The organism is Melioribacteraceae bacterium (genome assembly GCA_035362835.1).
Classification (GTDB): Bacteria; Bacteroidota; Ignavibacteria; order Ignavibacteriales; family Melioribacteraceae; genus DSXH01.
The window spans coordinates 522,059-536,574 of sequence record DAOSDY010000002.1 but is presented as its reverse complement, the minus strand read 5'-3'; the positions used below and the strand labels follow the sequence as shown (position 1 = coordinate 536,574).

Genomic DNA, 14,516 nt, shown 5'->3' with positions numbered 1-14,516 from the left:
TCTACTTAACAAGAAGCTTCCTTAAGAGGTCAATAACTTTCTCGCGAAGAAGCGGTTTAGCTAAAAATTCAGTAAAACCGGCAGCCATAAAATTCTCCCTGGCACCCGGCTGAGTATAAGCAGTTGAAGCGATAATCGGTATATCCCTGTGCCCCGGCATTTTCTGGATAATCCTGAGAGCATCAAGTCCGTTATACTCACCTTGCAGGTTAATATCCATTATTATCACATCGAAACGTTTAGTCTTTAACAAAGGAAGAGCGGACTCGAAACTGGGGGCGAACTCAATACTCCTAAGGTCTTTCATCTGGTTCTTAAAGAGTATCTGAGAATCTACCTGGTCTTCAAAGTACAAAACATTAAGTTGCGAAAGATCGAGTTCGGTAAATTTAGCGGTGGCCGCCGGCTTATCGGGGATATCCTGAAGCGGAGTTTTTCCCGCAGACTTCCGGTCGGTTTCCACAGCTTTTACACTCTCGACTTCAATATTCGATTTTTCGCTTATATTGAATTTGACCGGGAAGGAAAATCCAAACTCAACAGCTTCATCCCCTTTCATAACAATATATTTATTTGCCGAAAGAAGCTCTATAAGTTTATTCGCTAGTCGCAAGGAAAATCTTGAAAATCCATAATTTCTCCTTATTACGGATTCTTCATCAGAGAAAACATCATTGAAACCTTTCAGTAAATACGGAGTTATTGCTTTTTTGGTATCCTTAATTGATACCACTATATTGTTTTCATCAGAATTAAAAGCGGAAAGGTAAATGGAAGTTTCCTTTGTAATTTGAATACCAATTTTAATGAGAAGGCTTACCAGAGAAATGAATTTCTGTTTATCGCTTTCAAGAGTGAGCGATGATGATATTTTACCGTATTCAAGTTCTACTTTTTTAGACTCGCTCAATTTTTTTGTATTCTCTTTGAGCGGATTGAGAAGGTCAACAAATTTAATAAGCTCAGGTTTGAACTTTACAATTTTCTGCTGAAGAGTTGAATATTCAACGGCATTATCCATAATCTGAAGAAGAAGTTTCTGGTTCTCTTTTATTATTTCAACTGCCTCCTTCTGTTCCTCCGACGGTTTATCGATACTCTCCCAGAGTTCCTGCGCAAACCCTAATATTACATTTATTGGAGTCAGAAGCTCATGAAACATATGCGAGAGGAACGGTGCATCAATTTTATCGGCAGCTTCATTTTCAAGTTTTTGAATGTCGCCGTTCTCCTGCTTATCTTCAACCGGTTTAATCAGAATGGAATAATTTTCTATTTCACCGTTATAGTCTTTAATTGGAGTTGCAATTACAATCGCTTTAAGGAGAGTGCCCGAGGGTTTTTTGAATTCGAGCTCGAGTGAGATAGTTTTAAGTAAACCTGAATGAAAAATATTCTTATTTACTTTTGCCCTGTCGTCGTCCGAGACAAGCGAAATAAAAGGACGAGATTCAAGATCTTTTTTCGAATAGCCAAGTTTTTTAGAAACTTGTTCGTTTACGGAATATATAAATCCATCTTTATCCGTATTAATTATAAGATCAGCAGTATGATCGAAAACCGACTGGAGTAACTGAATTTTCTTTTTTTCTTCAATTCGTTCCGATACATTCTTAATAATATTAAGATGACCTTTCTTGCCTTTATATTCAACCGATGTGCGTGTCAGTTCAACCAGTATTGAAGAGCCATCACTTCTTTTATGACGCCACGGACCTGAATTAACTGTTTTTGTATCTGAAGACTGAATTAGAGTCTGGATATCCTCGGGAGCATAAAGGTCGGTAAGATCCATATTGAGGAATTCCGATTTTTTGTATCCGTAGAGTTTAAGAGCAGCATCGTTTACTTCCAGAAATTTAAGGTTGTCGAGGTCATAAATAAACATTGCTTCCGGAATATTGTGTATGAGCGAATCGTAAAGCTGCGCCTTGTTCTCATTGAGAATCTGAATTTCATTTTTCTGATTAAGGAGAATTTTTGCACCGATATAAATGTTATTGCTATCAAATATTTTCTGAACATTAACCTCAACCGTCAATTTCCCTTTCTCTTCAAATGTATAATTGAAATCGAGTTCATCGGTTCTAGAAATGTCGGAAGTATAATCCTCAATAGTTTTTGTGAAGGATTTATCGAACAATCTATTCAGGCTGGACTTAACAAATTCCTGGCGTTCAGGAATAAGCAATAACTGCATTAATTCGGTGCTGTATGATGCTATTTTGTTTTCGTTATCAATAAAGAGCAGTGCCAAAGGCAGATTTTTAATGAAATTCCTGTCAATGCATTCAGGGTCCTTAAAGTTTTTTTCTGCCACAGGTTGAGAAAATCCGATAATAGCAACCGTCTTATTTTCAAGGTCGCATATAGGAAATTGAATAATTTGAATCTCTTTTCTAAGATCAGGAGATATCGGGGATGATGAGCTGTCCAATATCAAAGCATTCGAAGTATCGCCAATATACTGGTCTACGGTCCTGTATAACGGGATCAGATACTTTGGAAGAAAATCGATTTCGTTTTTGTTTTCCAACTGAGCAGAGGAAAAGCCGAGAGCTTTAGCATAAGATTCATTGATAAGAATAAACTTGCCCGACGGATCTTTAACCCAGAAAAAATTCTCAATCTCGTTTATCTCTTTCTGAAGTTTAGCTTTCTCGATAAATGTGAAGGGATAAGTAAGTTTTATCTTATTAATAGTTGAAAGAATTCTTTTATCGGAAGTATATCTTTCAATTTCTGCAGTAGCAATAATAAACTTTTTGGTTTCCTGGTCGGTTTTTGACCCGGTCAATAGAGAAAAACAGACAATAAAATAGATATTGTTTTCACTTTTTAGAGGTGAAAATGTGACCTCATATTGTTTGCTATCGGAACCGGATTTTACTTCAAGTATATCCTTTACAGCAGTATCATATTTCCTTGCATCTATGAAGACTCTTTGCAGCGTAAGGAGATTATTTTCGTCGAATAGATCGAAGAAATTTAACTGAGGAAGTGCGGAAGGAATTATTTTTTTTACATCACCGTTAAGCGCAATTATCCGTCCGGATTTATCAATTATGATGCACGGTAGATCTAATTGCTTGCCGGCTGAAGTTTTAATATTCTTCTGATCATCCATATCAGTAATCCATTCTCACTGAACCAGAATTGTAACAGTATTGGAATAAGGAGTGTAGGTTCGTGTCCCCAAAGATTGTCTTACTCTATATTGATATGTAATTCCTCTTTGAACGTTTATATCAGTAGCCGATTTTGAATCCGCTGCCAGTTTAATATGTTCCTGGAAAGGACCATTCCCTGTTCTTCTCTCAACGATCGTCTCTTTTTCAAGTGGAGTGTTATCATCCCATTTAAGATTTACAACGTTGATGCCGAGTGTTGCAGTTAAATTAGAGGGACCGGACACATCAGTATAGTAACTGGAAACCGAGACCTCATTTGAAAAGCCGCTTACGGATGTATTAGTAAAATATGCAACTCTGTATTTATATCCGGTACTCGGGGCGATATCAATATCCTGATATTCTTCTGTATTAGAAGGAACAATTGCCAGGCGTTTAAATTGAGTAGTATTAGGATCTGTTCGTTCAATAATAAATCCCGATTCGTTAACGGCAAAATCGACCCACTTTAGATTAATATAACTTGCACCGATTGCCTCTGCGGAAAGATTCCAGGGGCCTCCGGGAATATTGGATGTACTTACTTCATTGCTGAATTCTGAAAAACCTGAATTGTTAAAAGCCCGGACCTTATAATAATAAACAACAAATGCTGATAGCCCGCCGTCTGTTGTACTTATAGTGTTCGTGGGCATAGTTTTAATTCGTCTGTAGGTTCCTGCGCCGTCATCTTTTCTCCATAATTCAAATCCGGTTTCGTTGGAAGATTTATCATCCCATAAAAGACTAACTGTAAAGTCGTTAACTTTTGTAAGAAAAAGATTCTGCGGTGTATTAGGTACTTTATCCTTTACGTAAATATTCTCCTGAACTTTACTTTCTTTTGATCTGCCTGTTGTGTTGTAGACTTTTACGAAATATTTGATCCTGGAACCGATTAAAGTTGAATCGACATTTAGAATTAGCGACGGATTAGTACCATCGGTATTCTGCAGAAACTTTTGTACAAATACGCCGTTAAGGTAAATTTCATAAAAGGATATTCCTTGTCCTCCCGAGCCATCAGCGGCCTGGTAAACAATATTATTATTGCCGACCATTACAGTATCGCCTGTAATCGGGGATCCGATTTCAATAGTAGGATTTGTAGCCTGCTGAACATCCGTCAGATTTTCAACACATCCTGCATTAAGGATAATTAACAATAATGCAAATCCTATTATGATTTTTTTAAAGGATCTTTTCACATTCACCAGTATTAAATATTCTTTTTCCGCTTGTTAAGTTAAGAAATACTTTAATGTAAAGGTAATTGAAATAATCGCACAGATAAACAATTTGCAATCAGATTTTGTGAAGTAACGCGGCTGGAAGTTTTTATTAATTCTGATATTTATCATCCGGACAATTAATAACTAATCAATATTTTTTTTTATAACTGGATATTATCGAAATCAACTAGCAAAGAGCGTGTTTCGTGCGGCTCCATTTTATCGATATAGAAATAAATAGTCTGACGATCGTTTTTCACTTCATATCGTGGAATTTTAGTGTTAATAATATCCGACGAAACATTTACGTTTCTGACCTTTTTATTCAAATTAACCTGAACAACGAGTTCTTCGGTCATTTTATCGCTCGGATTAGTAAATTCGATTGCTATTCTCCTGTTACTTCTTGTATCGTATCTTACCTCAACTCCCTGTCTTCTATTCCACCATTCTTTTAACTGTGCCAAGGAGGGGATCCACATATTTTTGCTTCTTGCATAGCGCATAACGTCCCGGATTACAGAAGCATATTGCTGTTGCAGCTGGAGATCAGAATGAACTTTAAAGACGTAAAGTCCGCCTTCAAACAGAATTCTATCAATATCCTCCTCATATGTATATCTCTGGAAATCAGTGTTTGTAAGGCCGTAATTTTTTACAATTTCGATATCGTCCCTTGCAGTCTTGGTAATTATCATAATCGGCTTATTATTACGGATTCTTATTTCAGGAACTGAACGGTCAGTTAATGAATCAGTCAGAAGAAATTCGATATTCCTTGCAGCCATCGCCTGAAGTGTATTATCATCATAATAACCATAGAGAGGCATAATAGCTTTCACCTCTTTTCCGGTTATTTTACTTAACGTATCTTTTGAGAAAGTAACATTCGAAAATTGAGTCTCCCGGCTGAAGAGTTTATTCATTGTATCTTCCGGAGATTCGAGAAAACCAATATCAATAATAGCTCCCAATTCACCTTTGGATGCAAGTGATTTTAATAAACCTGGGTACTTGACTCCAAGATCAGGATTAATAAAGAAAGTAGCCGGGAATTGAGAAAAGTTTAAGATGCCTGTAAGATTGGATGCGTTACCAATATTTTCTGTAAGCGTAGGAACAAATATCATTGCACCATCGTACGGCGCAGGCCAGTCTTTAATAAATGCTGTCGGTTGATAAGTCAGCCAGTTAATAGAATTATTAAAAAGCTTTTCGAAGAAAATATAATCTTTCTGAACACCCAGCACAGAATTAATTTCAAAACCATACCAGACAAACCTGCCTTTACCATAAGTACCGAAAGCAATACCGGCGCTTTTAGATATTTCTTCCCTTACAAGACCGGCTTCACTTCTGAAATCATACCAGAAACTAACCTGAGTTGTTCTCGGTTCAAGTACCTCGGCATAAATCGGTCGGTCCCAGGTCGCAATTTTTAGAGCATAGCCGGTTGGAATTTCAGCTGTGATCGGTAAATTACCTCTTAAGGTATGGACTTTATAAAACTCTTCCGGTTTTATTTCCCTGTTAAATTTCATACCGAAAACTTCGGTAAAGAAATCCCATCCGCGCCATTTACCTTCATCCGAAAAAGTTGCCGGTCCGCCGGATACAAAGAGACTTCCGCCATTCTCAAGATATTTTTTGAGTTGAATTAATTGTTTATCGCTTAAGGATTTGGATCCGGGAAGAATTAGAATTTTATATCCGAGATGTTCGCCAAGTTCGATTGTCTGATCTGAAATAACATCGTAAGTCATCCGCGAATTACCGACAAATTTTTTCCAGGTATCCACGTTATCTTTAAGCCAGGTACTGCCGGAAGGGAGCATATTCTCAGTATATTTCGAATAAAGTATTGCAGCTTTACCGGTTTTATCCTCGCTGGAAAGGACTTTAAGATTTTGCTTAGTAGGTAATATTTCTTTTATCTCATAGCTTCCATAAATATTTCGAACTATGAGCAGAAATACAAGAATACCGGTAATTAGCAAAACAAGGCCGCTAAGGAAAATAATAAGATAATTTACCCTGAGGCCTTTGGATTCTTTTACCTCCACCTCAGATTATCCTCTTGTTTTTTATCTTTAGCTGCAGGTTCAATATACCCTTCATTAGTATATCTCATGAATTTTTTCTTCGAAGGGGTTTTCTCTGAATCAGTTCGTCTGACATTGTCGCCTGTCGGTTTCTGATACCTGCTTCCTTCAGAATAGGAAGGTCCGCTTCCCACATATGTAGGTCTCAGTTCAGGACCTCTCGAAACTTCCTCCCTGCCTCCATAAGTCGGCTGTCTCTGATAGTCGAAGCCGGATTCCTGTTGCGGGGCAACAACTTCAAAGGTACGCCTTTCAGGAGAAACACCTCTTTGATCAGCAGTTAGAGGCGCAGGTGCGATTAGCTCTGCTGGTATAGCAGAAGGTTGAGGTGCTTGTGAAAGCACACCTTTCCGCTCCCTGATTTTATAAAGGATATATGCGCCGACAGCAAGAATAAAAGTCGATATTGTGGCAACCAGTATTATAAGCGAAAGAATAGGAATTAATTCCATATTAACCTCAAATAAAATTTTTTATTTTGACCCGGCAACAGCTGGAGCCGATTTCATGCCTGAATTAGAACCTCCGGAACCGGTTCTTTCAAGCTTACCCCAAGTCATTCTGACACCGAGAAATTCTTCAATTGTCGCCATCGCTTTTGTTACATCGATCAGAAGAATGAAAACAAGACGATAGACAATGGCATAAGGAACAAGTCTGAATTCCTCCTTCTCGGCAGCAATACAATAAACCGCCGACATAAGGTCAAGAACCGCAATTCCGACCCACCACAGGAATAGAGTTATGTGAATGCCGTATAATAAGGCTACAAGAATAAAGTAAAGATTAACAAAGATATTCATTGCAGGCCAGATTAGGGCTTCATAAAACATAGACCACATTATAAAACTGTTATTAAAATTTACAGTCGGATTGTAAAGATATCTTTTGTGTTTTCTAATAGCCTGAAGAATTCCCCTTGTCCATCTGTATCTTTGTTTTAATAACTGATAAATAGTTATAGGAGCTTCTGTATAAGCGACAGCATTCGGTTCGTAAATAATTTTCCAGCCTTTAGCCAGTATTTTAAGTGTAACATCAGCATCTTCGGCAAATGTATCGCTTGAATAGAAACCTGCATCCCTTAAAGTAACTTTTCTGAATACACCAATAGGACCGGGGATGATATTGACCATCTGGAGGAATCCCTGAGCGCTACGAGCCAGGTTCAAACCTTCGAGGTATTCGAGTGCCTGAAGGTCAGTCAGAATTTTTCTTCTATTCTGAACTTTCACATTACCGGCTACAGCACCAACGGACGGATCATCAAAATGACGCATAGCCATCTTAAGTGTGCTTGGAGTAAGCTGAGAATCACCATCCATACATAAAACGAATTGAGCTTCGGAATATTGGATTCCGGCATTCAGAGCTTTCGACTTACCGCCATTCGGTTTATTAATAAGCGAAACTTTAATAAGACCGGTTTTTCCTTTGTGATACCCGACGAGTGATTCTCCAACAGCCGCCGTATCATCCGTAGAACCGTCATTTACAATAATTATGTCGTAGTTCGGATAATCGATATCGAGGAGAGATTCGATAGATGAATAAAGGATTTTTCCTTCATTATAAACCGGAACTATAATTGAGACAAAAGGATAATAACCGGGTTTATTTTGAACAGAATATTTGGTTGTGTAAAAATAGGCCATGAAAAGAATGCCGAAATAACGAATTAATAGAACGAAAAGGAATATTACAAGAGAAACAATTGATGAATAAACAAAAAGACCGCTCCATGTAAGAATTGTGAGAGGCATTGTAATAAGAATGGCAATGAAGAGCAGAATTGAGAATATTCCTGATACCAAAATTGTTCTTTTCTTTTCGCGGGCAAGATTTCTCGAAGGAGGTTTGACCTCCCTATTATCCAACGCGATTTGATATTTATTCGGTTTTAAATCCATTTATCTTGGTATTCTATTCATCCATGATGTTCAAATAAAATGCCACAACAATTCTGACTAAAGATTAAAAAAAGACTTAAAAACGGCATCTACTTAATGTTAAAAAACTCAATTTGAAAAAATGCCTCAATAATATACAAATCCGGAAATAATATAATTCATTCATTAAACTATTGCAAGCAAATAAGTTAATAAGAGAAGTTAAGAGTTTAGTGTAAAAAAGTTAATTAACTCATTACAATGTAGTAAAGTTTATTTACTCATTTTTTGATAATGATACATAACAGATTCAAATAAGAGTTGCGATATTCTTTGTCCGCCAAGCTGTGTAAAATGCGAATAATCTTTCAAAGCGAGAGGTGGCGCTGAATTAACCCACTGATCCATCGAATTCTCCCCACCCATCGCTTCCCATAAATTCCAGAAAGTAATTTTTGTCTTTTCTACTATTCTTTTTTGTGTTTCGAGCAGAAAAGTTACATCAGGATTGGTTATGAATCGATTTCCTCTTTTCATTGTTTTATCGCCAACTCCCACGAGAAGAATGCTTGCCTCAGGATAATTCTTTTTCAATTCTTCTATCACATTTATCATTTTGTTTTCATAAAGGTTAAAAATTCCCTTATTCGGCGAAGATACATTTGCACCATACGTTAAAATTATTAGATTGTAATCGATCAGCTTCGTGAAATCCTGAAAAATCTTTTTAGGAATATCCAGAAGCGAAACACCGGTATTACCCGGCATCGGGAAATTATCCAGATAAACTCCATTACCAGATTCAAGACTTACACCGTAAAAATAAGGAGCCTGGCCTGAAACGAACCTGATTTCAATTGAAGTCGACGGTCGATTCAGATCGATTAAAGATTCCTGAACATCAGTTCCCGGCTGCAGACGAATTGTTTTTCTGGAATTATTATTAATCCTGTATTCAATTGTTGATTCATCGCTCGCATTACTGTAATAAATTTTCACTTTGGTAAAGGAACTTGTAGAAGATAAGTAATTAGTCGATTCATACTTAACCCAGCTGTTCTTTTGCGGCACAGCTACAGAACCGCTTATTCCGAAAGGAAGTCGATCCTGATTACGTGTAATTATAGCGGCATATTTCCAGTCATCTGAATAAGTGTGTATTGTTGTTTGTCTCATCTTAATATCGTTAGAGACTATCGAAAGGAACCCTGCACCCTTCCCACCGAAGGCTTGCTGAAGTTTTTCGCGGAGAAATTCGCTGATAATATCTCCCTGTATGAGAGAATCGCCGTAATGAGCAATTTTGATTACATTATTATTAGAGTTTTTAAGAGCAGCAAAGAATTTTCCCATCTGCTCAATATTTCCACTCAGAGGGATAAACTTACCTAATTGCTGAGTATAAGTTGAACTACTTGATTCTAATAAGAACTTATTAATTGGAACAATCCCCTCATCTTTTCCGAATGAGAAAAGAGGTGACGAGCAAAGAAATACAAAAAGGATAAAATATTTGAATAATTTTTTCATATAAACAGGAGAATTTTTGAAGTGTTTAGTTATAAAAAAAATGGATTTTTTCCAAATTAAAATCGAGCCAATTAGAAATGACTGATACTAATAGATACTCCAGTACGCCGACAACGATGCAGAAAACGACCTGTAACCGGTATCGTACCTAAAGCTATTAGAGAATCCTAATCTCCCGCTTATTATCAGGAGATCGATCGGTTTATAACTCGCTTCCGCATAAATTTCGCTAATAATAAAATCAGCCATTGGCACATAACCTATTTTACCACCAAATTTTCCTTTTAACTTCGACTCTAATTGCCATGAATATTCTCCCCAGATACTGTGCGAATCGAAGTCCTGCGGAGAATAATATGTAGTTGCAACAAATGCAAAATCCGAGAAGAAATACTCATAACCAAAAAGTGCATCCTTGAAAAATTTCCTGCCAAACCTTAACTGAAGATCATTTCCTTCATTGTTATCCGAAATCTGATAATAGCTATAATAACCTGAAATCTTCATTAAATCTTTGAACTGATAATATCCGGTTAATCTGTACAGTTCAGATTTCAAGCGGACATAGATTAATGTTGGTGAATAGAGCAGCAGTCGGGCGTCATTATTTTCGTAATTAGCAACCAGAGAAAAATAGTCCGGCTTTTCGTAACGTAAAGTAATATCTCCGACATTTTTAGTCGGTTCGCCAAGAATATTCAATGTACCGTAACCTGCGGAGATAGTAAGATTCTGGAATAAATAAATAGAAAGAATTCCTTTTAATGTTGTAAAATCCCTGCTTAGAATATCCGTTTTAATATTGGTTCTGTTCCACTGTGCACCTAATCCAAAAAATCCCATAAGTCCGGCATCCAATCGAAGACCGTAATTCCAGAGTTTCAAATTCTGATTATCGGCATAATAATTTGAAAAAGGTGTAATACCGATATTCGTAGGGATGAAGCCATAAAGAAAATTCCCGATACTGGAAATACCTCTGCTGAAGCCGGATGGAGGAATCCAGCTGATTCTCTGGTTCAGTATGCGAACTTCCGAGGTATCAGTTGTAGTCTCCAGTAATTCTTCATAAATATCCTCAGCCCGGCCGTATTCTTCGTTTAACACATATGCATCGGCCAAATACATTCTTCGTAAATCAATATCCTCCCTTAAGTATTCGTTATCTGGCAGTTCAAGAAGTTCCTCATAAAGTTCGTCAGCCTCTTCAAGCTTTTTATTCCGGATATAATATTCACCCAGAAGGGCAAGCCGTTTGTTCAGTTCTTTTACTTCAGTTTCATTCTGATTATCAAGCATCAGTTCTCTGTAGATCGCTTCTGCTTTTTCCGGTTGATCGGTAGCAGCATAAGCATCCGCAAGAAACAGTTTGAGATCCTCGTCTTCAGGTTTAAGCTTATATAAACTTTCGAGTTCTGCAAGTGCCAATGTAGAATCTTTATTGTAGTAATAATTTCTCGCTCTATGCAGTGCAACCTTGTAATCAAATTCCTGATTGAGAAGCTGATCATAGATTTCAATTGCTTTCTGGAAATCCCGAGTGCATGATACTATTTCCGCATATTCAATCAACTCATCTCTTGTCGGAGCTGTCCTCCGCGAAAAATATTCCTCGTATTTTAAACGGGCTTCTTCGCAATTTCCTTCGCCGGCAAGTTTACCGGCATCACTCTTAATTTCGAAGACAAGCTGTTCTTCGTGAGCGGACAGATGTATTGCATAATTGCTTTCTGCAAGTTCAACTTCGGGGTCATTAGGCGAAATACTCTTAGCAATGTCGATATATTTTCTGGCTTCCTCAAACTTTTTCTGCCATGAGTACATGGAAGCAAGTGAGAGATAGGAGTGAATTTCATTCGGCCTGTTTTGTGCTACGTTAAGTAAATAATTCTCCGCAATATCAAAATCTAGCACAGTCCAGACTGCAATCTGACCTCTTAGCAGCTTATAGTCGAGATTATTAGGTTCATATTGGAGTAATTTACTCAACTGACCGATAGCGCGTTCCCATTCATAATTCCAGGCGCAATACTTTGCAAATAAAAACCTGATATCAAGATCCTGATCCTCCGGGACATTTTCCAGATACTCATTCAAAATTTCAATAGCGCTGTCGAAATAGAACAAATTAGCGTATGCTTCAGAAAGCTTTTTAACCGCTTCTTTATCGGAGGGATTATTTTTAAGCATTTCGGTATAGAAAGATACCGCGTTGTTATATGTACTGTCTCTGTATGTTGTAACGGTATTTAATAAGTTCTTAAATTCATCATTGTCGGCTTCTGTATTCTGAAGGACCTGCAGCTGTTGATAGGCTTCCTCATATCTGCCTGCACCAATCAATTCGTTTACAAGCTGGTATCGGATCTGAATATTTTCGGGATCTCTTGTAAGAATACTTGTATAACGGTCGATTGGATAAACTTTTTCATAAGCCCGGGGCTGATACTGAAGCAGATATGCCTGGTTAATTGCCTGATCCAGTCCGTCTTCGGCTTCTTTAAAAAACGGTTTGAAGGATAAAGCTTTTCGAAATGCATCTTCAGCAATTTTAAATTTGCTAAGCCAGAGGGTAAAATAACCGTACCTGCTCCATAACCTCCAGTCTTCAGGATATCTTTCAACAAATTTTTTTAATATTCTCTCCCCTTTAACAATCGAGCCTGTTTTTGCAAGAATTTCAGTATAACGGATTATTTCGTCGGGAGAGGCATTATCATCCCTTTTAAGATATTCATCGTACCAGAGTTCGGCATTACTCCATTCTTCAAGCCATCGATAACTTTTTCCGATTTCCAGATAACTGAATGCATAATTAGGATCGATGGCAATATCTCTTTTATGACCTTCAATTTTACGGTAAAGCTGAGCATGCCAAATCGAAATAACACGGTTGAGGTCTGTCTGAATTTGTCCATTAGAAGGGTCAAGCCGGCGTGCTCTTCTTAAATCCAATACAGAATACTGGTACTCGGTTGTTTTTTCGTAACACAAACCACGGATATGATAACCATCGGCAAGCTGAGGATTAGCAGAAATAAATTTATTTAACTGATCAATTGCTTCTTTGAAACGACCTTCTTTTATCAGGAGATCCGCCTGACGTCTTAACCCGTCCGACCTTACCTGAGCAAAGGCAAAAGAAGTAATGAGTAATAATGTAAAAAGTATTTTAGCACAATGCCTCATTAACCGATATATTTGTTTAGTGGCTGATATGAATTCGTTGATGAATTTTCTGCAGTCAGAACAAATTCCATCATTGATTCAGCATTTTCAACTCTTTCATCTACCTCAATATTGAAGATTGATATATAGTCAAGAGCGGCGTTGATGTAATTTGGATCGTGACTCGGAAGATTATTCTGCACATTAGTCATTAAATCTACAACTGTTTTCAGTGTTCCTCTTACAAGCAATACAATTACTTTGTTTTCAATAATGCAGATTTTGTCTTTCTTGCTGGTAGATTGTTTAACGGCATTCTGCAATTGCGTAACGTTGAGTATTCCTTTTATCTGACCGGCCGGATCCAGTTTAAAGGATATGATATTAAATGTCTGACCAGTACTTTTGTAAAGGGCAATCTGGTTATTTAGAATCAGCAGAAAATCATTGTAATTATAAATATTAGAAAAAGCATAAGGTTCTGTAGGAACGTCGATTCTGGTGGGGCGATTAATCATTCTGGGTTTAGTAATTGAAGGTGTGAATTCATCGGTTGAGGTGAACTGTTCTCTTGAAAACTCAGTTGTTACTCCTTTATATGGTTCAATCCTATACTCCGCTGTAAATTCCCCTTCGGTATGTCCCACGTTGGGTGAAATTGTGACCTGTCCGCTATGAAGTCTTTCCCCTCTGACTGATTGCTTCTTGAGCTGAACAACACCAGTAACAAATTGTGAGAGGCCTTCCACAATCGACTGAGCTTTTTGAGTAGCCGGTTCACTGATAACAAAGAGACTTGTAATATCCCTCTCTTCAATTATTTCAAGAGTGTGCAAAAAAGTATTCCGAAGATGATCAAGGTTTCTGAAACCAACAAAGGGTGTCAGTTCATCAAAAATTATTCTTGTAGGGTTATACTGGTTTACTACCGTAATTATATCATTAAAATATTCTACCAGATAATCATCCGGATTATACATGTCGTAAATATCATTTGGAGGAGCGACCCGGACAACAATAATGAGATTTTGATTCATATATGACTGAATATCAAAATTCAAAGAAGCTGCCTGAATCATTAGATCCTTAGGGCGCATAATAGTAAAAAACAGGCATACTTCAGCATTTTTAGCCGCTTCAAGTGCACACTGCAAACCAATAAGTGTTCTCCCGGATTTTCGCGGGCCAACAACGAGGTAACTTCCACCTCTATAAATACCTCCCCAGTTATTATCAATAAATGAAAAACCGGAGGGAATTCTTCTAACTGAACTAACCATGATTTAACCTATTTTTTGCTTTTTCTAAGGTATATCCAGCCAATAAATATGCCATTAAAAAGTTCGAAAACATTCAAAAAACAAAATTTTGTATTCTAAAATAGTGTAAATTCTGATAAGATGGTTCAAAATAATACATCTTATT

8 protein-coding genes are annotated in these 14,516 nt (G+C 37.3%); all 8 read right to left on the bottom strand.

All coding sequences use genetic code 11. From position 1 onward, the window contains the following. Position 1: 1 nt before the first annotated feature. Positions 2–3,127, bottom strand: a complete 3,126-nt coding sequence (locus tag PLZ15_09530) for a PAS domain S-box protein (protein ID HOI29983.1) — start codon at positions 3,125–3,127, stop codon at positions 2–4. A 15-nt stretch (positions 3,128–3,142) separates the two neighbouring features. Further along, a complete protein-coding gene (locus PLZ15_09525) occupies positions 3,143–4,336 on the bottom strand; it encodes a fibronectin type III domain-containing protein (protein HOI29982.1) in 1,194 nt (397 codons plus the stop codon). A 227-nt stretch (positions 4,337–4,563) separates the two neighbouring features. Then, the gene (locus tag PLZ15_09520; protein ID HOI29981.1) at positions 4,564–6,465 is read right to left on the bottom strand and encodes a hypothetical protein; all 1,902 of its coding nucleotides are present in this window, start codon (positions 6,463–6,465) and stop codon (positions 4,564–4,566) included. Continuing rightward, positions 6,456–6,956: a hypothetical protein gene (locus PLZ15_09515; protein HOI29980.1), complete on the bottom strand. Its 501-nt coding sequence runs from the start codon at positions 6,954–6,956 to the stop codon at positions 6,456–6,458. Before PLZ15_09515 ends, PLZ15_09520 begins: the two co-directional genes overlap by 10 nt. Before the next feature lie 21 nt (positions 6,957–6,977). Next, positions 6,978–8,414 carry a glycosyltransferase gene (locus tag PLZ15_09510; GenBank protein ID HOI29979.1) on the bottom strand — a complete coding sequence of 479 codons (1,437 nt, stop codon included), beginning with the start codon at positions 8,412–8,414 and terminating at the stop codon, positions 6,978–6,980. A gap of 252 nt (positions 8,415–8,666) precedes the next feature. Next, the gene (locus PLZ15_09505) at positions 8,667–9,923 is read right to left on the bottom strand and encodes a hypothetical protein (GenBank protein HOI29978.1); all 1,257 of its coding nucleotides are present in this window, start codon (positions 9,921–9,923) and stop codon (positions 8,667–8,669) included. Between the two features lie 87 nt (positions 9,924–10,010). Next, positions 10,011–13,112: a tetratricopeptide repeat protein gene (locus tag PLZ15_09500; protein HOI29977.1), complete on the bottom strand. Its 3,102-nt coding sequence runs from the start codon at positions 13,110–13,112 to the stop codon at positions 10,011–10,013. Next, positions 13,112–14,371, bottom strand: coding sequence for an ATPase domain-containing protein (locus PLZ15_09495; protein HOI29976.1), 1,260 nt, complete (start codon positions 14,369–14,371; stop codon positions 13,112–13,114). The genes PLZ15_09500 and PLZ15_09495 overlap by 1 nt, the downstream gene beginning before the upstream one ends. Positions 14,372–14,516 lie beyond the last annotated feature (145 nt).